Origin of the sequence: Janthinobacterium sp. BJB426, from assembly GCF_002735705.1 — a bacterium.
Taxonomy (GTDB): domain Bacteria; phylum Pseudomonadota; class Gammaproteobacteria; order Burkholderiales; family Burkholderiaceae_D; genus Janthinobacterium.
In genome coordinates this window covers 1-23,962 of record NZ_PDZL01000022.1, presented here as the reverse complement: position 1 = coordinate 23,962, position 23,962 = coordinate 1, and the positions used below count along the sequence as shown (strand labels likewise).

At 62.9% G+C, this 23,962-nt stretch carries 17 protein-coding genes, 1 tRNA gene and 1 other RNA gene; 6 read left to right on the top strand and 13 right to left on the bottom strand.

All coding sequences use genetic code 11. The features are described 5' to 3' along the window. Positions 1-38: 38 nt before the first annotated feature. Entirely contained in the window at positions 39-1,058 is a 1,020-nt protein-coding gene (locus CSQ93_RS24640; protein WP_199534503.1) for a tyrosine-type recombinase/integrase, read from the top strand. A 129-nt stretch (positions 1,059-1,187) separates the two neighbouring features. On the opposite strand, the gene CSQ93_RS24635 is transcribed toward CSQ93_RS24640, so the two are convergent. From CSQ93_RS24635 to CSQ93_RS24615, 5 genes are all read right to left on the bottom strand, one after another. Continuing rightward, positions 1,188-1,277: transfer RNA gene (locus tag CSQ93_RS24635), tRNA-Ser, on the bottom strand. A 146-nt stretch (positions 1,278-1,423) separates the two neighbouring features. Continuing rightward, positions 1,424-3,469: a putative bifunctional diguanylate cyclase/phosphodiesterase gene (locus CSQ93_RS24630; RefSeq protein WP_099380310.1), complete on the bottom strand. Its 2,046-nt coding sequence runs from the start codon at positions 3,467-3,469 to the stop codon at positions 1,424-1,426. A gap of 1 nt (position 3,470) precedes the next feature. Beyond that, positions 3,471-4,595 carry an EAL and HDOD domain-containing protein gene (locus tag CSQ93_RS24625; RefSeq protein ID WP_324847603.1) on the bottom strand — a complete coding sequence of 375 codons (1,125 nt, stop codon included), beginning with the start codon at positions 4,593-4,595 and terminating at the stop codon, positions 3,471-3,473. Between the two features lie 266 nt (positions 4,596-4,861). After that, positions 4,862-5,491 (bottom strand): response regulator transcription factor, encoded by a 630-nt coding sequence (locus CSQ93_RS24620; protein ID WP_099380308.1) that lies wholly within the window; start codon positions 5,489-5,491, stop codon positions 4,862-4,864. Between the two features lie 28 nt (positions 5,492-5,519). Beyond that, positions 5,520-6,890, bottom strand: coding sequence for a cache domain-containing protein (locus tag CSQ93_RS24615; RefSeq protein ID WP_099380307.1), 1,371 nt, complete (start codon positions 6,888-6,890; stop codon positions 5,520-5,522). A 242-nt stretch (positions 6,891-7,132) separates the two neighbouring features. Between CSQ93_RS24615 and CSQ93_RS24610 the strand changes: the two genes are divergently transcribed. The 4 genes from CSQ93_RS24610 to CSQ93_RS24595 all read left to right on the top strand — a co-directional run bounded on the left by CSQ93_RS24610 (position 7,133) and on the right by CSQ93_RS24595 (position 14,583). Continuing rightward, the gene (locus tag CSQ93_RS24610) at positions 7,133-9,193 is read left to right on the top strand and encodes a carbon starvation CstA family protein (RefSeq protein ID WP_099380306.1); all 2,061 of its coding nucleotides are present in this window, start codon (positions 7,133-7,135) and stop codon (positions 9,191-9,193) included. Next, positions 9,193-9,393, top strand: coding sequence for a YbdD/YjiX family protein (locus tag CSQ93_RS24605; RefSeq protein WP_010396213.1), 201 nt, complete (start codon positions 9,193-9,195; stop codon positions 9,391-9,393). Before CSQ93_RS24610 ends, CSQ93_RS24605 begins: the two co-directional genes overlap by 1 nt. Positions 9,394-9,581: 188 nt before the next feature. Further along, complete coding sequence (locus tag CSQ93_RS24600) at positions 9,582-12,422, top strand: hybrid sensor histidine kinase/response regulator (RefSeq protein WP_099380305.1); 2,841 nt, start codon at positions 9,582-9,584, stop codon at positions 12,420-12,422. A gap of 1 nt (position 12,423) precedes the next feature. Continuing rightward, positions 12,424-14,583, top strand: a complete 2,160-nt coding sequence (locus tag CSQ93_RS24595) for a putative bifunctional diguanylate cyclase/phosphodiesterase (RefSeq protein ID WP_099380304.1) — start codon at positions 12,424-12,426, stop codon at positions 14,581-14,583. Here CSQ93_RS24595 and CSQ93_RS24590 read toward each other — a convergent pair. From CSQ93_RS24590 to ubiD, 7 genes are all read right to left on the bottom strand, one after another. Further along, the gene (locus CSQ93_RS24590) at positions 14,552-15,685 is read right to left on the bottom strand and encodes an esterase-like activity of phytase family protein (protein WP_099380303.1); all 1,134 of its coding nucleotides are present in this window, start codon (positions 15,683-15,685) and stop codon (positions 14,552-14,554) included. The two genes, CSQ93_RS24595 and CSQ93_RS24590, sit on opposite strands and share 32 nt — an antisense overlap. 88 nt (positions 15,686-15,773) lie before the next feature. Further along, positions 15,774-16,994 (bottom strand): CaiB/BaiF CoA transferase family protein, encoded by a 1,221-nt coding sequence (locus CSQ93_RS24585; protein WP_099380302.1) that lies wholly within the window; start codon positions 16,992-16,994, stop codon positions 15,774-15,776. Positions 16,995-17,004: 10 nt separating this feature from the next. Next, positions 17,005-17,595: a recombination mediator RecR gene (recR, locus tag CSQ93_RS24580; protein WP_034786598.1), complete on the bottom strand. Its 591-nt coding sequence runs from the start codon at positions 17,593-17,595 to the stop codon at positions 17,005-17,007. A 47-nt stretch (positions 17,596-17,642) separates the two neighbouring features. Continuing rightward, positions 17,643-17,969 carry a YbaB/EbfC family nucleoid-associated protein gene (locus tag CSQ93_RS24575; protein ID WP_034759121.1) on the bottom strand — a complete coding sequence of 109 codons (327 nt, stop codon included), beginning with the start codon at positions 17,967-17,969 and terminating at the stop codon, positions 17,643-17,645. Between the two features lie 42 nt (positions 17,970-18,011). Beyond that, complete coding sequence (dnaX, locus tag CSQ93_RS24570) at positions 18,012-20,318, bottom strand: DNA polymerase III subunit gamma/tau (protein ID WP_099380301.1); 2,307 nt, start codon at positions 20,316-20,318, stop codon at positions 18,012-18,014. Positions 20,319-20,556: 238 nt separating this feature from the next. Continuing rightward, positions 20,557-20,655: signal recognition particle sRNA small type (ffs, locus tag CSQ93_RS24565), an RNA gene on the bottom strand. A gap of 76 nt (positions 20,656-20,731) precedes the next feature. Beyond that, a complete protein-coding gene (ubiD, locus tag CSQ93_RS24560) occupies positions 20,732-22,216 on the bottom strand; it encodes a 4-hydroxy-3-polyprenylbenzoate decarboxylase (protein ID WP_099380300.1) in 1,485 nt (494 codons plus the stop codon). 478 nt (positions 22,217-22,694) lie between these two features. On the opposite strand from ubiD, the gene CSQ93_RS24555 reads away from it, so the two are divergent. Next, the gene (locus CSQ93_RS24555) at positions 22,695-23,612 is read left to right on the top strand and encodes a transglycosylase SLT domain-containing protein (protein ID WP_199534502.1); all 918 of its coding nucleotides are present in this window, start codon (positions 22,695-22,697) and stop codon (positions 23,610-23,612) included. A gap of 175 nt (positions 23,613-23,787) precedes the next feature. On the opposite strand, the gene CSQ93_RS24550 is transcribed toward CSQ93_RS24555, so the two are convergent. Beyond that, positions 23,788-23,962 (bottom strand): integrase core domain-containing protein (locus CSQ93_RS24550; RefSeq protein WP_158301350.1); only part of this gene is annotated, 175 nt, incomplete at its 5' end.

The window sequence follows — 23,962 nt, the reverse complement described above, 5'->3', positions numbered from 1 at the left end:
TGCGACCTAAGAGCACTGGCTACAAACTTCCACCGCGCATGCTGCGCCGCGTGCGCAAGCTGAAATCGGGCGAAACATGGACTGGCTACTACTACAACGGCCGGGACGACGCCGGGAACCGGAAGGAATACCCGCTGGGCACGGATTTGGTCGAAGCCAAGCGCCTGTGGGCGGAATACGAGTGCAAGCCAGTTCCGACCGACGCCACGCTTATGGAATACGTGTTTGCGCAGTACATTCGAGACGTCCTGCCCGGTAAGGCGCCAGGCACGCAAAAAGAGAACGCCAGTTCACTAAGCCAGCTGCGCCCGGTCTTTGACAGTGCGCCCATCGATGCCATCACGCCGCAGGACATTGCCCGCTACCGCGATGCGCGCAGCGCCAAGGTACGCGCCAACCGCGAAATTGCGCTACTGTCGCATGTGTTCAATATGGCAAGGGAATGGGGCTACACGAAGCGCGAAAATCCATGCCGCGGTGTACGCAAAAATAAGGAGATACCGCGCGACTTCTATGCCGACAAGGCCGTATGGGATGCGGTACGGAACGCAGGCTGTGAAGAGCTGCAGGACGCCATGGACCTGAACTACCTGACCGGACAGCGGCCTGCGGACGTGCTCAAGATGCGCGACGGCGATTTGAAGGACGGGGCGCTGCAGGTGCGCCAGGGCAAGAGCAACAAGCTGCTGCGCATCGTGCTCGAGCACGAGGGCATCAAGTCCGAACTGGCGAAGGTCATCGAGCGCATCCACGCGCGCCCGCACCGGCCGCGCACCACCTTCATCGTCGCGCTGCCGAATGGTTGCCAGGTCAAGAAGTGGCATTTGCGCCTGCGCTTCGATGGCGCCCGGAAAGCTGCAGCGGAACTGGCGCTAAAAGCTGGCGACGAGGAGCTGGCCAGCCGCATCAAGGCCTTCCAGTTCCGCGATATCCGGGCGCGCTCCGCCAGCGACATTGCCGACCTGGGCGCCGCCAGCTCTCTGCTGGGGCATAGTGAAAAAGTTATCACGGAAAAGGTCTATCGGCGCATTGGCCAGGCTGTCCGCCCTACCCGCTAGCGGCGAGTTGCGGAAACCATTTCCGCAAATTAGCGCTAAGTTGAAAATGAAGTTTTACATCAGGGATTTTTTAGGCGAAGGCACAAAAAAAATAAGCCCTTGATAATCAAGGGCTTATTTTCATAGTTCTGGCGGAAGCGGTGAGATTCGAACTCACGAACAGTTTAACCCGTCGCTAGTTTTCAAGACTAGTGCCTTCAACCACTCGGCCACGCTTCCAGATGGCAGCATTATACATAAAGGTCAGTGGCTTACCAATGGCTAGCACTCCCGTGGCCTTATTTCCCCCAGCGAAGCGGACAGGAGAACACCCACGGCTCTTCGCCTATAGCTTCAATATCTGTGCTGACACACCAAAGCTAAGCCTACAGACCCCAATTTTCCCGCAGCGCCTTCTCGAACTCCCCTGCCGGCAAGGGGCGCGAGAACAGATAGCCTTGCACTTCGTCGCAGCCAGAACTCTTCAGGAAGGCCAGTTGCTCGGCCGTTTCCACGCCTTCCGCGATCACTTTATGGTGCAGCTGCTGGGCGATGCTGATGATGGTGCTGGCGATGGCGCAGTCGCTGGCGTCGGTCGGGATGCCGGTGGTGAAGGACCTGTCGATTTTTAACGTGTCGATGGGAAAGCGTTTCAAATAGGACAGGCTTGAGTAGCCGGTGCCGAAATCGTCCAAGGACAGGGCTACGCCCAGCGCCGTGATGCGGTCCATGATGCCGATCACGCGCTCGATGTTGTGCATCAGGGTGCTTTCCGTGATTTCCAGCTCCAGCCAGGCCGCTTCCAGGCCGTAGCGGGACAGGGTCGCCGCCACCCTGGCGGGCAAGGCTGCCGTGAATTCGCGGGCGGAGACGTTCACGGCCAGGCGGATCGGCGGCAGGCCGGCCAGTTTCCACGCCTGCGCCTGGGCGCAGGCCGCTTCCAGCACCCATTCGCCCACCTGCACCACCAGGCCCGTCGATTCGGCCAGGGGGATGAACTCGGCCGGCGGGATCATGCCGTGCTGCGGGTGGTGCCAGCGCACCAGCGCTTCGGCGCCGATGATGCGCCCGCTGCCCAGCGCGTATTTCGGCTGGTAGTGCAGCAACAGTTGCTGCTCGGACAAAGCCTGGCGCAAGCCGGTTTCCAGGCGCATGCGCGCCTGCATGCCCAGGTTCATGTCCTGGCTGTAGAAGGCCACGCTTTCCGCTTCGCCGCCGCTGTCCTGCTTGGCACGGTACATGGCGATGTCGGCCAGGCGCAGCAGGGTTTCCGCATCCTGCCCGTCTTGCGGATACACGCTGATGCCGATGCTGGCGCCCACGCGCAAGTCGTGGCCTTCGATCAAAAACGGTTCCACCAGGGAAGCGAGCAGCTTTTGCGCCACCATGCTGGCCTCGAAGTGCTGGCCGATATCGAACAGGCCGACGGCGAACTCGTCGCCGCCCAGGCGCGCCACCAGGTCTTGGTCGCGCAAGGCATGGCGGAAACGCAGCGACACTTGCCGCAGCAGTTCGTCGCCGATGCGCCGGCCCAGGGTGTCGTTGATCAGTTTAAAGCGGTTCAGGTCGATGAACAGCACGCAGCCGAGCATCTTGCTGCGCTGCGCCACGGAGAGGGCCTGGTCGACCAGCTTGGCCAGCAGGGTGCGGTTGGGCAGGCTGGTCAGCGGGTCGTAATAGGCCAGGTGGTGCAAGCGCTCTTCGGCCAGCTTGCGCTCGGTGATGTCCGTCAGGTAGGCGATGAGTCCGATGGGCTTGTCGTCCAGGTCTTGCAGCGGCGACAGGGACAGGCTGGCCCAGAATATCTCGCCTGACTTCTTTCGGCGGCGCACCTCCATCAGGCGCCCTCCCTGCTCCAGGAAGGCGTCGTGGAAACCCGTGTCTTCATCGTCGTACAGGAACAGGATGTTGCGCCCCACGGCTTCCACCGAGGTGTAGCCGAACAGGCGCTCGGCGCCCTTGTTCCAGCTGGTGATGTAGCCCGTCAAGTCCATCGTCAGCACGGATTCGTGCAACTGGTCGAGGATTTGCGTCTGCTGCGCCAGCAAGGCTTCCACTTGCGCGTAGGCATGCGTGGAACGTTGCGCCAGCGAATGCACTTGCAAGACGCCGGCAGTCAGCGATGCCAGGCTGGCCAGGTGGCGGCGGTCGGCGTCGCTGTACAGACTGCGTCCCGCCACGCTGTAATGGCCGAAGCAATGGCCATCGAAACTGATTTCCTGCAGCAAGGCAGGCGTATCGCGGGGGAAAGGCGCGGGCGGAGCGCCGCCATCGGCGCTGGCCGCGGGCAGGAACTGGCCGTGCGGGCTGGCCATCACGGTGCTGGCGATACGGCCCAGCTCAGCGACCAGCGCGGGGCCGCGCAAACGCACGACGGCGTCGCACAGGGCGGCACTGTCACCAAGGAAATCCGACACCGGAAACAGGGTCATGCTAGAGGTTCCGGCTGACCTGGATCGCCCATTGGTAGGCCTGCAGCAGGCTGCGCCAATAGGTTTCTCCATCGATGCCGGCGCGGCGCAAGCCCTCGGGCGGCGGCGTGGCGCTTTCGACCAGCGCCAGCAAGGTGCCCAGCTCGCCATTGCGTTCGAGCAAGGCGACGCTCACTTCCGGCGCCAGGTTCAGGGTGGCGATGATCTCTTCCATCGGCATGCCCAGCAGGACGTCGAGCAGCGAGAACACACCCGCCATGAAGGCCAGGTCTTGCGCGTCGCGGTCGCCGCCGCGCAGCTGGCACAGCGCTTCCATCTGCGCCGCGCGCACGGCCGCCAGCGGCAGCAGCGCGTGGAGCTTGCCGTCGTCCTGTTGCCGCGCATACAGCAGCAGCTGCAGCCAGCGCTGCAGCTGGCGCCGGCCCAGCAAAGTGATGGCCTGGCTGAAACTGGTAATCGGCGCCGTGAAACCAAAGGCGGCTGAATTGACCAGTTTCAATAAATGATAGCTGAGCGATGGATCTTGCTTGAGCGGCACTTCCAGCTCGTGCGCGTCGGCATCGCGGGCCAGCAAGCCCAGCAGCGCCAGCAGGCGGCGCCGCGACGTGGCGTCTTCCGGCTCGCTTTGCTGGCGCGCATGGTGCAGGGCGTAGTCGCCGGCAAACCAGCTGATGCCAAGTTCTTGCAAGGCAACAAACTGCCCCGCGTCGGCGATGTTGTAGGCCAGGTGCGGCCCCGCCAGGGGCAGCAACTGGTGCAGGGCCGGGCGTGGGCCGGACGCGTCAAAGCTCAGCGCGCGCGCGTCGACTTGCGCCGCCGTCACGGGACCGGCTTCGGCCCCATCGAGGATGAGGCGATAGCCGGCATCGCGCCATTGCTGGCACTTTTTCTGGATATGTTTATCGCCGGCTAGATGGGCCGGCAAACGGAAGATGGTGCGTTGCGGCGCCAGTTGCGCCAGCACGGCCTCGTCCACGTCATGCGGGTCGGCCAGGGGAATGATGCAGTCGAGCGGCGCCAGGAAGGCATACGCATCGGCGGCGGCCAGCGCCGCCAGCAGCGGCGCCGTCGAGGCCTGCGGTACATGCAAGGTGACAGCGACCCACTCGTTATGAGCATTGGCCACTGCTTGCAATCCCACCAACGGAAACAGGTTTGATTCAGACGCTGACATCGGTATCTCAGTGTGGGTAGGGCGCCATAGTAAATAAACTGACCAGCATTGGCAACCCTGGCCCGTCAGGGATGCCATTTCGACAGCGAGAATCATTCTATCCGAATCTCACCCATGAAACAGTTTAATTTTGGCAATAAATATTCAAAAAGAACATTCCCCCGCGAGACCCGCCTGTCATGCGGGTGTGACAAAAACCCGGCACGGCGCGCGCCTGCTCAGGCGCTGCCGCCATGCGCGTGCTCGACCGCATATTTGATCAATTCAGCCTGCCCTTCGATGCCGAGCTTGCGCTTGATGTTCAGCCGGTGCGTCTCCACCGTGCGCACGCTCAGGTCCAGCGCGCGGGCGATCTGCTTGTTCGACTGGCCCCCGGCGATGTGCTGCAGCACCTGCTGCTCGCGCGTGGTGAGGAAGGAATCGTGGACTTGCGGGCGCGATAGCTGCCGCGCCAGCGCCGCGCTGTAATAAATGCCGCCGGACATCACCGTCTCGATGGCGAAGACGATATCTTTCCCAGGGGCATCTTTGAGCACATAGCCGCGCGCGCCGGCGGCGATGGCTTGCGACACATATTCGAGCTTGTCATGCATGGACAGGATCAGCACGGCAATCTGCGGAAACGCCTGCTTGAACAGCGCCGTCGCTTCGATGCCGTTGATGCCGCGCATATTGATATCCATCAACACGAGGTCGACCTGGTGGAGGCGCGCCTGTGACAGCGCCTCATCGGCGCCGCCCGCCTCGGCCACCACGTCAAAATGCGCCACCGCTTCCAGGCGCGCGCGCAAGCCGTCGCGCACGAGGGGGTGGTCGTCCACCAGCAGGATGTTGATCTTCTCGCTCATGTCTCAGTATCTTCTCGGTATCTATTCATCAGTGTGTCGGTGGAAGGGCGAGCCGCGCCAGCACCAGGGTGCCGGCCGCAGACGAAGTGATGTGCAGGCTGCCGCCGATGGCTTCCATCCGTTCCGTCATGTTGCGCAGGCCGATGCCGCGCTGCGGATGCAGGGCGATGCCGTCGAAATCGAAGCCGCCGCCATTATCCTGGATGCGCAACTCGACGGCCTTGCCTGCCTCGTGCAGGCTCACTTCCACGCCGCGGGCGTGGGCATGGCGCTCGCAATTGGTCAGCGCTTCCTGGGCGATGCGGAACAGCACGGTATTCACCATGTCGGGCAAGCCCTCGCCCGCCGCCGCCGGGCTGGCCGTGAAACTGGCTTGCGCGCTGCTGCTGTCGTTAAATTCATGCACCAGGTGGTCGAGCGCGGCGGCCAGGCCCAGGTCATCCAGAATGGCCGGGCGCAGGTTGTGCGAAATGCGCCGCACTTCGCCCAGCACCTTGTTCAGCTGCTCGGCGGCCCGTTCGAAGGTGGCGGGCGCCTTGTCTTTCTGCTCGGCATTGCCGGCCAGACGCGCGATGCCCGCCTCGATCTGCAGTTTGATCGACACCAGCCACTGGCTAATGCCGTCATGCAAGTCGCGCGACAGCCGCGCACGCTCCTCTTCCTGCGACTCGACCACGCGTTGCGCCAGCACTTTCAGCTTGGCGTCGGCCACGCGCAATTCGCGCAGGTTCAGCACGAGGCCGCAGGCGGCCACCAGCAGGGAACCGAGGATGGCGATGGCGGCGATCAGTTCCATGGTCGAGCGGATATTGCGCGATTGCTGGGCGTCGACCTTGGCCAGCGCCTGGTCCACGTCATCCATGTAGATGCCGGTACCCATCATCCAGCCCCACTCCGGCATCAGGATCACATAGCCGAGCTTGGGTGCGGACTTGTTGGTCGACGGCTTGATCCAGTTATAGCGCTCGAAGCCGCCGCCGCTCTGCGCCCGCTGCATCAGGCGCTGGATGGTGAGATTGCCTTCGGCGTCGCGCAATTGCCACAGATTCTGTCCCACCAGCTCGGGCTGGCGCGGATGCATCAGCGACTTGCCCTGCAAATCATAGATGAAGAAATAGCCATCGTCGCCATAGCTGAGGGCGGACAGGATGCGCTTGGCCTCCTCTTGCGTGGCGTCATCCTTGCGCCCCGACTGGTACAGGGAAGCGATGGAATGGCTGGCCAGGGTCACGTAATGCTTGAGTTCGGCCTCCTTGCTGGCCAAGTACGCTTGCTGGATGGTGGCGCGCTGCTGCTCGGCCAGGGTGATGGCTTGGTGCCGCACGGCAAACGCGATCGCGCACAGGGCGAGGATCAGCGGCGTGAGGGCCAGGAAGATGACTTTCTGTCTGAGTTTCATGTCCTGGCGCTCCGGCGGCGTCGATGCTGGTGGGAATGCGTGATTTTACGTCGCGGCGTGGCGATCAGTCTGCGTAGTAATACTGAGCGTTACTGCGTAGTCGTGCGCTTGCGGCAATTATACGATTCCTGAATACTCGCCATAAGCTGCAGATACACCAATTCACACCCAAACTGGCGACGACCAGGCTCGGCAGCACACATCATCGCACGGCACAGCGCCCGTCAATCTCTGGAGGAAGCATGAACCGCATTTTCAAACAGCTCGGCTGGGCAGCGCTTGCGCTGGCAGGCGCCGGGTCCCTGGGCGTCGTCGCCCTGCAACGTGGCGAACCGATCAGCGCGATCTGGATCGTCATCGCCGCCGTCTGCGTTTACCTGATCGCCTACCGTTTCTACAGCCTGTTCATCGCCGACAAGGTGCTGGGCCTGGATGCCCGCCGCATGACGCCTGCCTTCAAGCACAACGATGGCCTCGACCACGTGCCGACCAACAAATATGTGCTGTTCGGCCACCATTTCGCGGCGATTGCCGGCGCCGGCCCCCTGGTCGGCCCCGTGCTGGCCGCGCAGATGGGCTATCTGCCCGGCATGCTGTGGATACTCGCCGGCGTCGTGTTTGCCGGCGCCGTGCAGGATTTCATCGTGCTGTTCATTTCCATGCGCCGCGATGGCCGCTCGCTGGGCGACCTGATCAAGGCTGAACTGGGCGAAATTCCCGGCATGATCGCCTTGCTCGGCTGCTTCATGATCATGGTCATCATCCTGGCCGTGCTGGCCTTGATCGTCGTCAAGGCGCTGACGGGTTCCCCATGGGGCAGCTTCACCGTGATGGCGACGATCCCCATCGCCCTGTTCATGGGCGTGTACTCGCGCTTCATCCGCGTGGGCCGCATCGGCGAGATTTCCATCATCGGCTTCGTGCTGCTGATGCTGGCCATCATCGGCGGCCAGTACGTGCAGGAACACGCCGTGCTCGGTCCGATGTTCACGTTCACGGGCACGGAACTGACGTGGATGCTGATCGGCTACGGCTTCATCGCGTCCGTGCTGCCCGTGTGGCTGCTGCTGGCGCCGCGCGATTACCTGTCTACTTTTCTCAAAATCGGCACCATCCTGGGCCTGGCCATCGGCATCATCGTCGTCGCGCCGTACCTGAAAATGCCGGCCATGACCAAGTTCATCGACGGCTCCGGCCCTGTCTGGTCGGGTAATCTGTTCCCCTTCCTGTTCATCACGATCGCCTGCGGCGCCGTCTCCGGCTTCCACGCGCTGATTTCCTCGGGCACCACACCGAAGATGATTGAAAACGAAAGCCACGCCCGCTTCATCGGCTATGGCGCCATGCTGATGGAATCGTTTGTTGCCATCATGGCCCTGGTGGCCGCCTCGACCATCGAGCCAGGCATCTATTTCGCCATGAACAGCCCGGCCGCCCTGATCGGCACCACGGCCGAGTCCGCCGCTCAGGCGATCTCGCAATGGGGCTTCTATGTCACGCCGGAAATGCTGACGCAGACGGCCAAGGACGTTGGCGAGCACAGCATCATCTCGCGCGCCGGCGGCGCACCGACCCTGGCGGTCGGCATGGCACAGATCCTGTCCGGCGCCATCGGCGGCAAGGCCATGATGGCTTTCTGGTACCACTTCGCCATCCTGTTCGAAGCGCTGTTCATCCTGACGGCCGTCGATGCGGGCACGCGTGCCGGCCGCTTCATGCTGCAAGACTTGCTGGGCAGCTTCGTGCCTAGCCTGAAAAAAACGGAAAACGTCATCGCCAACCTGCTGGCCACGGGCCTGTGCGTGGCGGCCTGGGGCTACTTCCTGTACCAGGGCGTGGTCGATCCATTGGGCGGCATCAACACCCTCTGGCCGTTGTTCGGCATCGCCAACCAGATGCTGGCCGCGATCGCGCTGATCCTCGGCACCTGCGTGCTGTTCAAGATGAAGCGTGGCCAGTATGCATGGGTCACCATCACGCCAACCATCTGGCTGCTGCTGTGCACGCTGACGGCGGGCTGGCAAAAGATTTTCGACGCCAATCCGCGCGTCGGCTTCCTCGCGCATGCCAAGAAATACTCGGCGGCACTCGATGAAGGCACCCTGCTGGCGCCAGCCAAGTCGGTGGCGCAGATGCAGCAGATCATCTTCAACGATTACCTGGACGCTGGTCTGGCCGCCTTCTTCGTCATCGTCGTCGTCAGCGTGCTGTTCTTCGGCGTCCGCACGATTTTGAAGGCGCGCGCCGACAGCAAGCCGAGCACCAAGGAAACGCCGTTCCAGGCCATGCCCACGGTGCAATGATGATCGACGAAATCATCAAGGCTGGACGGTATCTGGGGCAAAGCATGCGGCTCATGTGCGGCTTGCCCGAGTACGACACCTATGTGGCGCATCGGGAAGTGACCCATCCCGGCGAGCCGATGATGACGTATGAAGAGTTCTTCCGCGAACGGCAGGAAGCCCGTTACGGTGGCGCAGGAAAACGCGGAGGGTGTTGCTAATGTAAGTGCTGGGGTCAGATCCGCCGGGTCTGCCCCCATTGTTGCGCCCTCGTTGTTTCATCTTCAGTAAGTTCCCCTCCCCTCTCTTCCCTTAGACCCACATCAACATCAGGGTGTGTCTTCGCGTCTATATTTTTCCAATAGGAATTAAATAACAGTCAACGGGCGACCGGGGAAGCTGCGAATTCATGTTCAATTTCCAACGCTCCAGCATCAGCCAGAAGCTGACCATGATTTCGGTACTGTCGTCGGGCTGCGCGCTGCTGCTGGTGTTCGTGGCGTTTGCGCTGACGTCCGTGCTCAGTCACAAGAATGATGAAGACAAGCAACTGCTGTCGCTGGCGGGCGTGATCGGCGCGGCCAGCGCGGCGCCCTTGCTGGCGGGAAAATCGGCGCAGGCGGAACAGGTGCTGGCCGCGCTGGCCGCGCGCGACGAGGTGGCCCAGGCGGCCCTGTTCGACAAGGGCGGGCGTTTGTTCGCCCTGTACCGCGCGCCACAGCACGCGGACGGCCTGGCGGCGCCGGAAGACATGGACCCCGCCTTGCTGGCAGACATGGCCGTGCAGCCCGTCACGCAAGGCTCGGGCACGCCCCTGGCGCCGGCCATGCGCTTGTACCGTCCCGTCTACCGGCCAGGCGAGCCGCAACAGATCATCGGCGCCGTGCTGATCGAGGCGGACCTGAACCACATGTGGCGCGACATCGGCCGCCACGTGGGCGCCATCGGCGGCGCCACCGTGCTGTCCTTCCTGATCGCCGTCTTCCTGGCGCGGCGCTTCAAGAGCGTGATCGCCGAACCGATCACCAAGCTGATCGATACAGCGCAAAAAGTGTCGAGCAGCCAGACCTACAGTCACCGCATCGCGCACCAGCGCAGCGACGAACTGGGCGTGCTAATCGACAGCTTCAACGACATGCTGGCGCAGATCGACAGCCGCGACAGCACCCTGGCCAACTACCGCGACCAGCTCGAGCGCCAGGTGGGCGTGCGCACGGCACAGCTGGAAAAGGCCAAGGACGCGGCCGAGGCGGCCAGCCAGGCGAAAAGCGCGTTTCTTGCCACCATGAGCCATGAAATCCGCACGCCGATGAATGGCGTGCTGGGCATGACGGAACTGCTGCTGGCCAGCCAGCTGACGCCGCAGCAGCGCCACTACACGAGCATGGTGCAGCGTTCGGGACAGAATTTGCTGGTGATAATCAACGACATCCTCGACTTTTCCAAGATCGAGGCGGGCAAGCTGAGCGTGGAATACATCCGCTTCAATTTCCGCGAATTGCTCGACGACATAGAACACGTGTTCGCGCCGCAGGCGGAAGCGAAAAACATCAGCCTGGAATTCGACGTCGCCTACGACATCCCGATCGCCATCTGCGGCGACCCGAACCGTTTGCGCCAGATCATCGTCAACCTGCTGGGCAATGCCATCAAGTTCACGGAAACGGGCAAGGTCACCGTGAAAGTGACCGTCTGCAGCGAAGACGCGCCCAGCGTGGGCTTGCGTTTCGAGGTGCACGACACGGGCATCGGCGTCTCGAACGAAGCGCAGACGCGCATCTTCGAATCGTTCTCGCAGGCGGACGGTTCGACCACGCGCAAGCACGGTGGCACGGGCCTGGGGCTGACGATCTCGAAACAGCTGGTGGAGCTGATGGGCGGCACTATCGGCGTTGATAATGCTTTAACGCAAGGATCGATCTTCTGGTTCGAAGTAAATTTCGATAAGCGGCGGGTCGACAGCGACGACCCGTCCTTCAACCTGAAAACCACGCGAGGGTTACGCGCCTTGATCGTCGACCACACACCGGCCACGCGCGCCGTGCTGGAGCGGCAACTGGCCAGCTGGCACATCGTCAGCGACAGCGCCGGCACGGCCAGCGACTGCCTGGGCAAGCTGCGCGCGGCCGCCCAGGCGGGCACGCCATATGCCGTGGCCCTGCTCGACATGGAATTGCCGCGCACCAGCGGCCTGGCCCTGGCCGCCAACATCAAGAGCGACCCGCTGCTGGCCGACCTCAAATTATTGCTGCTGAGTACGGAACAGGCGGCGGCCGACCCCGTGCAGCGGCGCGAGGCGGGCGTGGCCTTCCAGCTGATCAAGCCGGCCCGCGAATGCGACCTGTTCGACTGCATCGTCACGCCGCCGCGCGCCAGCGAGGGCCTGCGCATCCATCCGCCGCACGCCCCCCGTCAGGTGGGCCGGCGCCAGCGCCGCCGCGTGCTGCTGGCCGAGGACAATCCCGTCAACGTGGAAGTGGCGCTGGCCATGCTCGATAGCCTGGGCCTGGACGTGGTCTGCGCGCGCAATGGCGAAGAAGCCTTGCAGGCGGCACAGGCCGAGGATTTCGATCTGATCCTGATGGATTGCCAGATGCCCGTGATGGATGGCTTTGCCGCCACGGCGGAAATCCGCCGCCACGAACAGCACTGCGGCCACGCGCGCGTGCTGCCCATCGTCGCCATCACGGCCAATGCGCTGCAGGGCGACCGCGAAGCATGCCTGGCGGCCGGCATGGACGATTACCTGAGCAAACCGTTCACGCAGCAAGACCTGGGCCACACGATCGCGCGCTGGATCACCCTGCCGCGCGCGGCCACCATGCACCACAGCGAAGTGCCAGAGCAACAAGCGCCGCCAGAGACGCCTCCCGCGCCGCAGCCCACGCCAGCGGGCCTGCCGCTGAACCGGCAGGCGCTGGAAAACATCCGCGCCCTGTCCGGCACGGATGGCGATGCGCTGCTCGAAAGGGTCATCCAGGCCTTCGTCGGCGAGACTCCGCGCCAGTTGAGCGCCATGCGCGCAGCCATTGCCGGCGCGGATGCGGAAGCGCTGCGCAAGGTGGCGCACAGCCTGAAGTCAAGCAGCGCCAACGTGGGCGCCGACGGCCTGGCGCAGCTGTGCAAGGAGATGGAAAAACTGGGCCGTGCCGGCAGCACCGAGGGCGCGGCGCCCCTGTTGCAGCAGATGCAGCAAGCCTTCCTGTCCGTACGCGACTCGCTGAACGCCATCCTCGTGAAGGAACACTGACATGACAGCGCCCCTCTCCCCTCCCCGCGGCCTGGTGCTGGTGGCCGACGACGATCCCGTGATGCGCCTGCTGATGCGGCAGATGCTCACGCAGGTGGGCCTGGACGTGATCGAGGCCGAAGACGGCGTGCAGGCGCTGGCCAGCTACAAGCACAGCGGGCCGGACCTGGTCATGCTCGACGTCGACATGCCGGCCATGGACGGCTTTGCCGTGTGCCGCGAAATCCGCCACCAGGAAGTGGGCAGCACCGTGCCCATCATCATGGTCACGGGCGGCGACGAACTGGAAGCCGTCACGCGCGCCTACGAGGTGGGCGCCACCGACTTCATTTCCAAGCCCATCAACTGGCCCATCCTCGGCCACCGCGTGCTGTACGTGCTGCGCGCCAGCGACGCCATCGCCCGTTTGCGCATCGCCGACGCGCACAACCGCGCCGTGCTGGCCGCCATCCCCGACACCTTCTTCCGCCTGAACCGCGAAGGCTTTTATCTCGACTACGAACAGGGGCACGACGCCAGCGCCGGTTTTTCCCTCAGCGACTGCGTGGGCAGCCATATCCGCGACGTGCTGCCGCCCGAAATCGCCGCGCGCCTGCTGGACAAGGCGCACGCCGTGCTGGCCACGCAGCATATCGGCTCGGTCGACTACACGCTCACGCACGAGGACAGCACGCGCCATTTCGAGGCGCGCCTGGTGGCGACGGGGGCCGACGAGGTACTGGGGCTGGTGCGCGACATCAGCGAACGCAAGCGCACCGAGGAGCAGATCCGCCGCCTCGCCTATTGTGACAGCCTGACGGGCATCCCCAACCGGCAAGCGTTCCTGGAAACGCTGGAACGCGAACTGCTGCGTTCGAAAGAACACGACAAGAAATTCGCCGTGCTGTTCATGGACCTGGACGCCTTCAAGCGCATCAACGACACCCTGGGCCACGACGTGGGCGACCATTTGCTCAAGGTGGTGTCCGAGCGCCTGCGCGAAACCATCCGCCCCAGCGACCTGGTGCTGCGCGCCGAACACGAGTTTGAAGCCACCTTCGGCGGCAGCAACCTGGCGCGCCTGGGCGGCGACGAATTCACGATCTTGATACCCGACCTGGAGCGGGTGGAAGACGCGCTGAACGTGGCGCACCGCGTCAAGGAAGCCATGCGCCGGCCCTTCATGATCGAAGGACACGAGATTTTCGTCACGGCCAGCATCGGCATCTCGCTGTATCCGGAAGATGGCGAGGACTGCAATTCGCTCTTGAAATATGCGGACACGGCCATGTACCACGCGAAGAATTGCGGCAAGAACAACGCCAAGCTGTACAGCTCTTCGCTGACGATGGAAATCATGAGCCACGTCAAGATGGAAGTCGGCTTGAGGAAAGCCTTGCAGAACAACGAGCTGTACTTGCTGTACCAGCCGCAGATCGACGTGCCCAGCACGCAGATCGTCGGCGTGGAAGCGCTGGTGCGCTGGCGCCATCCCGAGCGGGGCATCATCTCGCCCACGGAATTCATCCCGCTGGCCGAAGAGACGGGGCTGATCGTGCCCATCGGCGAATGGGTGCTGCGCACGGCATGCAACCAGGCCAAGGCGTGGCAAAGCGATGGCGGACGGGCCATCCGCATGGCCGTCAACCTGTCGGCAAAGCAATTCAAGGATGAAAACCTGATGCAGATCGTGCTGTCGGTCCTGGCCGACACGGGCCTCGATGCGCGCCTGCTGGAACTGGAATTGACGGAAGGCACCTTGATGGACGATGCGCGCGCCACCATGGTGACCCTGGAGCAATTGCGCGGCATCGGCGTGTATCTCTCCATCGACGACTTCGGCACGGGGTATTCGTCGATGAATTACCTGAAACGCTTCGACGTGCGGGCCTTGAAAATCGACAAGAGCTTTATCGCCGGCTTGCCGCAGGATACGGAAAACGCGGCCATCACGCGCGCCATCATCGCCATGGCGCATGGCTTGAAGATGGTGGTAGTGGCCGAGGGGGTGGAAACGGACGAGCAGCTGCTGATGCTGGAAGAATACGGCTGCGACATGGCGCAGGGCTACTTTTTAGGCCACCCGTCGCCGCACGACACGATCACGGCCATGCTGGCCAGGCAGAGGGGCCAGCTGGCCAGCCTGGAAACTAGAGCACTTCGAAGGCAAGGATTTGCGTGACTTGCTGCGGATTAAAATTGTCGTCGGAAATCATCACCAGGCTGCGGCGGCCATTTTCCAGGCGCGGGCCCCAGCTGATGCCTTCGATATTGTCGATCCTGGCCAGGCCGATCTTTTCCAGGTCCAGCAGCAGGCGCTTGCGCGCTGGCACATAGGCCGCGCCCGCCAGCGCCGGCATGGCCTGGATATCGGTGGCGCCATCCGTTTCCATCGCGTAGATGCGCACATGGTTCGTATACACGCCATCGGCGTGTTCCACGCCGGCCCGCTCCACTACCAGCAACTGGTGACCGTTGACGGCGAGGATTTCCGACACGCCATTGTCCGCTTCCTTCCCCGGCGCCGGCCGCGACGCCACCGGCTCAATCGGATACGCGTACTGGCCCAGCACGGTGCCGGCGCGGTCCAGGCGCGTGATGCGCACGATGGAGCCGTTATCGGGCGTGGCCAGCGGGCCATCCTGGTACAGCGCCGCTTCCATGCCCAGCCACAAGCTCTTGCCATCCGACGAGAACGACAGCGCCTCAAAACTCATGTTGTTGCGCGAGCCCGTTGCTTCCTGCGAGACCTTGAACATGACGGGCGTGGGCAAGGTGCTCAGGTAATGGCCGCCGCTATCAGCGTGGCGCACGAACGGATCCAGACCCACCTTGCGGTTGCCTTCGCTGCCGTACCACAGGCTGCCATCCTGCGGATCGACGCGGATGGTTTCGATGTCGGGCACCTGGTCGCCCCGATCCAGCTTGGCGTGCGCCAGGTTCGGGTAGCGGCTGCCGTCGGGCTGCGTGAAGAAATGCACGCTTTTTAATGTCACGGCGGAAAATACTCGGCTGTCGTAATCGAGCGTGGCGCGGTAGAAGCGGGCCGGATTGATTTCCGAGCGGTCATCGCTTTCCATCACCCAGCTGTTGTTGGCCGCATCGTAATCGATGCCGGACAGGCCGCCCACTGTGGTGCCCTGGAACGGATGCTTCAAGGCGATGCGCTGTTCGCCGATCAGGCGCAGGCCCGCGACCGGCGCATCGTGCGGGAAGCTGGCACAGGCGGAAAGAAGGATGGCGGCGGACGCCAGGGCAAGCGCGGTGCGGAACAATGGAGGCATGATCGGTATCAAGTAAGTCGGGAAGCAAATTCAGGGGTCAGACCCGCCGGGTCTGACCCCAGCTTTAATTCTGTGGGTTAATAGCGAATTACACCACCCCACCGGCCTTCAGCCGCGCGATGGCCGCAGCGTCATAGCCGAGCGATGCCAGCACCTCGTCGTTATGCTGGCCCAGGGTCGGTCCCAGCCACTGCGTCTTGCCCGGCGTGGCGGACAGTTTCGGGCTGATGGCGGGCAATTTGACGGGCGTGCCGTCGGCGAAATGGTGTTGTTCGAACATATTGCGGGCAAGGAATTGCGGATCGCTCAGCATGTCGCGCACGGAGTAGATTTTGCCGGATGGCACGTCGGCCGCTTTCAGCACGGCCAGCGCGCTGTCGATCGTGTGCGTGGCGCACCAGGCGCCGATGGCGTCGTCGATTTCCTGCGTGCGCGCCACCCGGCCATCGTTGCGCGCCAGTTGCGGGTCGCCCGCCAAGTCGATGCGGCCCATGGCCAGCATCAATCGCTTGAAGATGGCGTCGCCGTTGCCGGCAATCACGATATTTTCGCCATCACACGTCGTGTAGGTATTCGAGGGCACGATGCCGGGCAGCGAGCCGCCCGTGCGCTCGCGCACGACGCCCGCCTGGTCGTATTCGGGCACCAGCGACTCCATCAGGTTGAACACGGATTCATACAGGGCCACGTCGACCATCTGCCCTTCCCCATGTTCGCGCCCACCCGTCACGTCGCGGTGGCGCAAGGCCATCATGGCGCCGATCACGCCGTGCAGGGCCGCCACGGAGTCGCCGATCGACACACCGACCCTGACGGGCGGACGGTCGGCAAAGCCGGAGACATAGCGCAAGCCACCCATCGATTCGCCGATGGCGCCGAAACCGGGCAAGTCCTTCATCGGCCCCGTCTGGCCAAAGCCGGACAGGCGCACCATGATCAGGGACGGTTTGATTTGCTTGAGCTGTTCATAGCCGAGATCCCACTTTTCCAGCACGCCGGGGCGGTAGTTCTCGATGATGATGTCCGCTTCCAGGGCCAGCTGGCGGGCAATCGCCCTGCCCTCGGGCGACTTCAGGTTCAGGGTTAAACTTTTCTTGTTGCGCGCCTGCACCGACCACCACAAAGAGGTGCCATCCTTCAGCACCCGCCAGGTACGGATGGGGTCGCCGCCATCGGGCGCTTCGATCTTGATCACGTCGGCGCCGAATTCGGCCAGCATGCGGGCACAGAACGGCCCCGCGATCAGGGTGCCCAGTTCAAGGACTTTGATACCTTTTAAAGGACCAGTATTCGCGGAGGATTCTGTCATAGAGATCAGTTCAGGTTGCCCTGCGGTCGAGCATCGCGCGGGCAATCGTGCCCGCGTCGACGTATTCCAGTTCGCCGCCCACGGGCACGCCGCGGGCCAGGCGGCTCACGCGCAAGCCGCGCGCCTTCAGCATTTCGCTGATGTAATGGGCCGTCGCTTCGCCTTCATTCGTAAAGTTGGTGGCCAGCACCACTTCACCGACCACGCCATCATTAGCGCGGTTCAGTAATTTTTCGAGGTGGATATCTTTCGGGCCGATGCCGTCCAGCGGAGAGAGTCGTCCCATGAGGACGAAATACAGGCCCTTGTAGGTGAGCGTCTGCTCGATCATCAGCTGGTCGGCGGGCGTTTCCACCACGCACAGCAAGCGCTTGTCGCGCTCTTCGTCGAGACAGGTCTCGCACACTTCGTGTTCGGTAAAGGTATTGCACAGGCCGCAGTGATGCACGGCATCGACGGCCTGGAACAGGGCGCGCGACAGCATGGCCGCGCCTTCCCTATCGTGCTGCAACAAATGAAACGCCATCCGCTGCGCCGACTTGGGGCCGACGCCGGGCAGGCGCCGCAGCGCCTCGGTCAAAAATTCAAGCGACTTGGACATGGATCAACCCTGCCCCGTGCCACAGATCGAGCGCATGCGGTAGTGCATCAGAATGGCATTTTGAAGCCGGCTGGCAAGTTCATGCCGCCAGTCAAGCCTGCCATTTTTTCAGCGGACGTCGCTTCCGCCTTGCGCACGGCGTCGTTGAAGGCGGCGGCGACCAGATCTTCCAGCATGTCCTTGTCGTCGGCCAGCAGCGACGGGTCGATGGACACGCGCTTGACGTCGTTCTTGCACGTCATGACGATTTTCACGAGGCCGGCGCCGGACTGGCCTTCCACTTCCACCAGCGCCAGTTGTTCCTGGGCTTTTTTCATGTTGTCTTGCATTGCTTGCGCCTGCTTCATCAGGCCAGCCAGTTGATTTTTCATCATGAGAATGCTCCGTTCAATTCAGTTTGTGAGTTTTGTTAATCATTAATGCAGGGTCGGCGCGGCGGAGCCCGCCGGTGCAGGGGTAATCGTTCCCGGCACAACAAAAGCGTCGAATGCACGCTTCATGTCGAGCACGAAGGGATCGCTGGCAATGGTTTCTTCCGCTTGCAGCTGGCACGCCTCGCGGTGCGCCTGCGCTTCCGCGCTGGCCGTGTACCAGACGGCGCCCAGTTCCGTGTCGACATTGACCTTGCGGCCGAAACGCTCGCTGAGCACGGCCGCCAGTTTTTCCACGTTGGCCGGACTGCGCCACGTATCGATCGGCACGCGCAGGCGGAAGGTGGTGCTGTGGCCGTCGTGCAGGCATTCGATCAGCTCGGCCTGCACGGCCAATTGCTGGGCTATGCCGCGCAGGGGCAGCACGGCAGCGACGGCCGGCCAGTTGCCGTCCCAGTCCAGGCCCGGCACGGGCGTGATCACGTACGGCCCGCTGGGTGCGGCTTGCTTGGCGGCACGCTGCGGCATGATGACGGCCGGCTGCTCGCTGCTTTGCGCGGCGGGCACCGACACGGCAGCCGAGGCGCTGTCGTCGGAAAATTCGGTGACCCACGGCGGCAAGTCGTCGTCGGCGGGCGCCTGCTGTGGCGGCGCGGCGGCGGGACGCGCCTGCTGCACGGGAGCTTCCATCACGGCGACCGGTGGCGCATCGTCCCACGGCGCAGGTGCTTTCGCGGCGGCGGGCGGTGGCGGTGGCGGCGCGGCCTGGACGGGTGCAGCCGGGGCTGGCGCCGCGGCGACAGGTTCCGCTGCCGGTGCAGCTGGCTTGGGCGCCGACGATGGCGCCGATGGCGCGCTGCCCGGACGGCCTTTCGAGGCGGCGCGGGCCGCTTCCAGCGCCGCATTGATGGCGGCGCGGGCGGAACTGATCGGAGCGCCCGAGGCTGCCGGGGCAGCCGCAGCGGGAGCAGCGGCAGGCGGCGGCACTGGTGCTGGCGCCGGGGCGGCTACAGGTGCCGGTGCGGGTGCCGGAGCAGCCGCGCGTGGCGGCGGCGCTTCGCTGCGCGCCATGCTGGCGGCTGCGGCAGCGACCACGGCGGGCGGGGTCACGGCGGCGTGGCTAGCCACGCTGTTCGTGGCGGCGCGGGCTGCCGGTGCCGATGCCCCTGCCGCGGCGCGCGCGGCGGCCACGGCAGCGGGACGATTGCCCGACACGGAGGCTGGTGCCGCTGGCACGCCATCGGCGCCGCCTATGCCGGGCCGAAAGGCCAGCATGCGCAGCAAGGTCATGGTAAAGCCCGCATATTCGTCGGGCGCCAGGCCCAGTTCATTGCGGCCATGCACGGCGATCTGATAAAACAGCTGCACTTCTTCCGCGTCAAACGCGGCGGCCAGACGCACGATATCCGCGTATTCCGGCAAATCCTGCGGCAAGGCGGCGGGCACGGTTTGCGCCAGCGCAATACGGTGCAGCAATGTGCCCAAGTCTTGCAAGGCGCCATTGTAGGACAGGCTGCGCGAGGCCATTTCGTCGGCCACGGCCAGCAAATCGGCGCCATCCTGCTGCGCCAGCGCGTCAAGCAGGCGCACCAGGTAGGACTGGTCGAGCGCACCCAGCATGCCTTGCACGGCGTCGAGCGTGACTTCACCGGCCGCATACGCGATGGCCTGGTCCGTCAGCGACAGCGCGTCGCGCATGGAACCGTGGGCGCCCTGGGCCAGCAGGCGCAAGGCCGGCTGTTCAAAGGCGATGCCCTCTTGTCCCAGGATATTGTCCAGGTGGCTGATGATGTGGCCGGGCGGCATCTGCTTGAGATTGAACTGCAGGCAGCGCGACAGCACGGTCACGGGAATTTTTTGCGGGTCCGTCGTGGCCAGGATGAACTTGACGTGCTCGGGCGGTTCTTCCAGGGTTTTCAGCATGGAATTGAACGCGTGGTTCGTCAGCATGTGCACCTCATCGATCATATAGACCTTGAAGCGCGCATTGCTTGGCGCATACACGGCTTGCTCGAGCAGCTGCGCCATTTCATCGACGCCGCGGTTCGACGCCGCATCCATCTCTATATAGTCGACAAAGCGTCCCGCATCGATCGCCGTGCACGCTTCGCACACGCCGCAAGGCTGGGCCGTGATGCCGCCCGTGCCGTCGGGGCCGATGCAATTGAGCGACTTGGCCAGGATGCGCGACAGGGTCGTCTTGCCGACGCCGCGCGTGCCCGTGAACAGGTAGGCGTGATGCAATCGGCCGCTGTGCAAGGCATGCGTGAGCGCGCGCACGACGTGCTCCTGGCCGACGAGCGTCTCGAAATTCTTGGGGCGGTATTTACGGGCGAGGACTTGATAGGACATGCTGAGATTTTACCATGCGATTTTGCGGGTGATCCTGCGCGGCGGGCGCAAGCCTCATGGCCGGGCCATTCCAATATGGCAAACGCGGCAAAGCAGCAATTGTATAACATGGCCCGGCAGAAACAGGGAAAACACGGCAAGTCCGGCAATGCTGCGGATCGGAAAGAAAACGGGGCCGTAAAAGCAAAAAAGCTGCCCATGGCAGCTTGATTGTTGATCCTGATAAAACATTCCCGAAGGAGGCGAGCCTGATCTGCGGCACTCATGGTTAATAGCCGTGGCTGCTTCGTTCCCGACCTGACCAGGTTAGCCATGCCACGATGCGCAGGGGCCCGCCGGGGACAATTATAACCGACCTGCGCAAGATTGGGGAAGTCACGCAAAAACCGGACTCCCCCAGCCCCTGGTTTGCCCTACAAGCCCAGCTCTTGCCAGATCCCATCCACCTTGGCCTTCACTTCCGGCGTCATGGCAATCGTCGTGCCCCACTCGCGCGTCGTTTCGCCCGGCCACTTATTCGTCGCATCGATACCCATCTTGCTGCCCAGGCCGCTGACCGGCGAGGCAAAGTCCAGGTAATCGATCGGCGTGTTGTCGACCAGGGTCGTATCGCGGATCGGGTCGACACGCGTCGTGATGGCCCAGATGACTTCTTTCCAGTCGCGAATATTCACGTCTTCATCGACCACCACGATGAACTTGGTATACATGAACTGGCGCAGGAAGCTCCACACGCCGAACATCACGCGCTTGGCGTGGCCCGCGTACTGTTTCTTGATCTGCACCACGGCCATGCGGTAGCTGCAGCCTTCGGGCGGCAGATAGAAGTCCGTGATTTCGCTGAACTGCTTTTGCAGCAGCGGCACGAACACTTCATTCAGGGCCAGGCCCAGCACGGCCGGCTCGTCCGGCGGTTTGCCTGTATACGTGGAGTGGTAAATCGGGTCGCGGCGCATGGTGATGCGGTCGATGGTAAACACGGGGAAACTGTCCTGCTCATTATAGTAGCCCGTGTGGTCGCCATACGGCCCTTCCAGCGCGTGCTCATAGCCGCTCGGATGGTTTTCATCCGGGTAGATATGGCCCTCGAGCACGATCTCGGCCGACGCAGGCACGCGCAGCTCGCTGCCGATGGCTTTCACCAGCTCCGTGCGGCTGCCGCGCAGCAAGCCGGCGAACTGGTATTCGGACAGGCTGTCCGGCACCGGTGTGACGGCCCCTAATATAGTAGCGGGATCGGCGCCCAGCGCGACGGCGATCGGATACGGCTTGCCCTTGCTCTGGATCGCGTGTTCGCGGAAGTCCAGCGCCCCGCCCCGGTGCGCCAGCCAGCGCATGATGACCTTATTACGCCCCAGCACTTGCTGGCGGTAGATGCCCAGGTTTTGCCGCTTCTTGTTCGGGCCCTTGGTGATCACCAGGCCCCAGGTGATCAGGGGGGCGATATCGCCGGGCCAGCAATGCTGGATCGGCAGGCGCGCCAGGTCGACGTCATTGCCTTCCCAGACGATTTCCTGGCATTTCGCGCCGCGCAACTCCTTCGGCGACATGTCCCACACGGATTTCACCAGGGAACCGAGTCCCAGCAAGTCCTTGAAATCCTTCGGCGGCTCCGGTTCCTTCAGCCGCGCCAGCACATGGCCGATCTTGCGCAACTCGCTGACATCTTCCGCGCCCATGCCCAGCGCCACGCGGCGCGTGGTGCCGAACAGATTGCCCAGCACTGGCATGTCGTATCCCGTCGGATTGTTGAACAGCAAGGCCGGCCCGCCTGCGCGCAAGGTACGGTCGCAAACTTCCGTCATCTCCAAAATCGGTGAAATGGGGGTCGAAATGGGCTTAAGTTCACCCATTTGTTGCAGTTGAGAAATAAAATCTCGCAAATCTGAATATTTCATGTGTTTTTAATTTTTTTTGACGTCGGACGCCGTTGCTGAAGGATCTATGCCAAGTAATTGATTTTATTGGCTTTTGGCACAATGCAAGTCAAAAAGTAAGACATAAAAGTAATAAAGAAACGATTCGTTAGTATTGACTTGATATAAAACGGCTTCTACAATTCGCCCAACTTGAAAGAGCACGCCGGCCCAGAGCTTGATTTTAGCGTTTCTCTTTCATTCACGGAGTCGGGGCTCCACATGACATTTTAAGGAGTGTTTTCAAAAGGCGTCTGCCTTACCCCCGGTAAAAGTTGTATTGCGACTGATCCAATACCAAAACGGGACCGATCAGCTCAAGCAAGCAATGACGGCGTTTCTCGCACGCATCCATACGCGGCGGAAACGATGATATTTCTGATGCACGGCATTGGCAGTACCCACAACACCGCGACACCGCGGAGGGACTGCCTGTTGACGCGACATTTCGGGGAACTCTATGACTCATCGTAGCACTGAAGCAGCATTGCCTGCTTCAACCGTGGCTGGCCAGCCAGCGTTGGCGCGTTTGCGCGCCCGCGCACAAGCCATTTCGGCACGTGGCGTTTTGACCACGGCACAACACACACTGACAGTCTTCGGCATTTCCGCCCTGGCACTGATCGCCCTGCTGATGTTCCGCCCCGACCTGGGCAAGCAACTGACGCACAGCCTGTTCCCGCTGCCGATGGCAGAGGCACAAGCCGTTGAAGCGCCGGCCCTGTCGGCACTGATGGAAGCTCCCGCTTCCGTGCAAACGGCCGCCGCCAGCGACGCGCCGCTGAGCAAGGAAGAAAAAGCCTTGCTGGGCACGCAAAAGCAGCAGCAATGGGTCACCAACTGGCTTTCCAAGCGCTACCGCGTGGCCAACGACGCGACCAATATGCTCGTCTCGACGGCTTACCTGACGGCCCGTGAAATCAAGCTGGACCCACTGCTGATCCTGGCCGTGATGGCCATCGAATCGGGCTTGAATCCGTTTGCGGAAAGCCCCGTCGGCGCGCAAGGCTTGATGCAGGTCATGTCGAAAGTGCACCATGAGCGCTTCCAGGAAATGGGCGGCGTGCAAGCAGCCTTGAATCCGGTCGCCAACATCCGCGTCGGTTCCCTGATCCTGAAAGACTACGTCACGCGTGGCGGTTCCGTCGAAGCGGGCTTGAAAACCTATGTCGGCGCCGCCAACTTCGCCACCGACTCGGGCTACGGCTCGCGCGTGCTGGCCGAATATCGCCGCCTGAAACAAGTGTCCGCCGGCCAGCGCGTGCCAACCACGACGCCAGTGATGGCATCGAACACGCCAGCGCCAGCCAAAGCGCCAGCGCCGGAAAGCGGCATCACCATCAAAGTGCTGCCCCACAACGAGATCGCCGGCCTGTAGTAGCGCGTTCTTCCAACCTACTGCGCAGCCCGCTCTCGGGTCGGCGTTACTCGCTGTACTCCAGTACAGCTGCGTTACTCAACCCGACATCGGGCTTGCTCGCTACGGCTTGAAGAGGCGCCGATGCGTTAATGCGCAACACTCCGTGTCCAGTCCTAAAATAGGTTGACAGTATTTATTGCTGTAGAAACGCCCGATGCACCGCATCGGGCGTTTTGTATTGCAGGGCCGTATGCGGCCGTTCCTGGTTATAGATCCGCACCGATTGCGCCACCATTTTGCTCGCCTGTTTCAGGTCCGCAGGTCGATTCAGCAGGAACTCGCCTTTCAGAATGCCGTTGATACGTTCG

Excerpts from the sequence above, each read along its gene's own strand:
- CSQ93_RS24575 (WP_034759121.1), bottom strand. The coding sequence starts at position 17,969 with ATGATGAAAAATCAACTGGCTGGCCTGATGAAGCAGGCGCAAGCAATG.
- CSQ93_RS24640 (WP_199534503.1), top strand. The coding sequence starts at position 39 with ATGCTGCGCCGCGTGCGCAAGCTGAAATCGGGCGAAACATGGACTGGC.
- CSQ93_RS24555 (WP_199534502.1), top strand. The coding sequence starts at position 22,695 with ATGACTCATCGTAGCACTGAAGCAGCATTGCCTGCTTCAACCGTGGCT.
- dnaX (WP_099380301.1), bottom strand. The coding sequence starts at position 20,318 with ATGTCCTATCAAGTCCTCGCCCGTAAATACCGCCCCAAGAATTTCGAG.
- CSQ93_RS24605 (WP_010396213.1), top strand. The coding sequence starts at position 9,193 with ATGATCGACGAAATCATCAAGGCTGGACGGTATCTGGGGCAAAGCATG.
- CSQ93_RS24610 (WP_099380306.1), top strand. The coding sequence starts at position 7,133 with ATGAACCGCATTTTCAAACAGCTCGGCTGGGCAGCGCTTGCGCTGGCA.
- CSQ93_RS24615 (WP_099380307.1), bottom strand. The coding sequence starts at position 6,890 with ATGAAACTCAGACAGAAAGTCATCTTCCTGGCCCTCACGCCGCTGATC.
- CSQ93_RS24585 (WP_099380302.1), bottom strand. The coding sequence starts at position 16,994 with ATGACAGAATCCTCCGCGAATACTGGTCCTTTAAAAGGTATCAAAGTC.
- CSQ93_RS24595 (WP_099380304.1), top strand. The coding sequence starts at position 12,424 with ATGACAGCGCCCCTCTCCCCTCCCCGCGGCCTGGTGCTGGTGGCCGAC.
- CSQ93_RS24590 (WP_099380303.1), bottom strand. The coding sequence starts at position 15,685 with ATGCCTCCATTGTTCCGCACCGCGCTTGCCCTGGCGTCCGCCGCCATC.
- recR (WP_034786598.1), bottom strand. The coding sequence starts at position 17,595 with ATGTCCAAGTCGCTTGAATTTTTGACCGAGGCGCTGCGGCGCCTGCCC.
- ubiD (WP_099380300.1), bottom strand. The coding sequence starts at position 22,216 with ATGAAATATTCAGATTTGCGAGATTTTATTTCTCAACTGCAACAAATG.
- CSQ93_RS24620 (WP_099380308.1), bottom strand. The coding sequence starts at position 5,491 with ATGAGCGAGAAGATCAACATCCTGCTGGTGGACGACCACCCCCTCGTG.
- CSQ93_RS24600 (WP_099380305.1), top strand. The coding sequence starts at position 9,582 with ATGTTCAATTTCCAACGCTCCAGCATCAGCCAGAAGCTGACCATGATT.
- CSQ93_RS24630 (WP_099380310.1), bottom strand. The coding sequence starts at position 3,469 with ATGACCCTGTTTCCGGTGTCGGATTTCCTTGGTGACAGTGCCGCCCTG.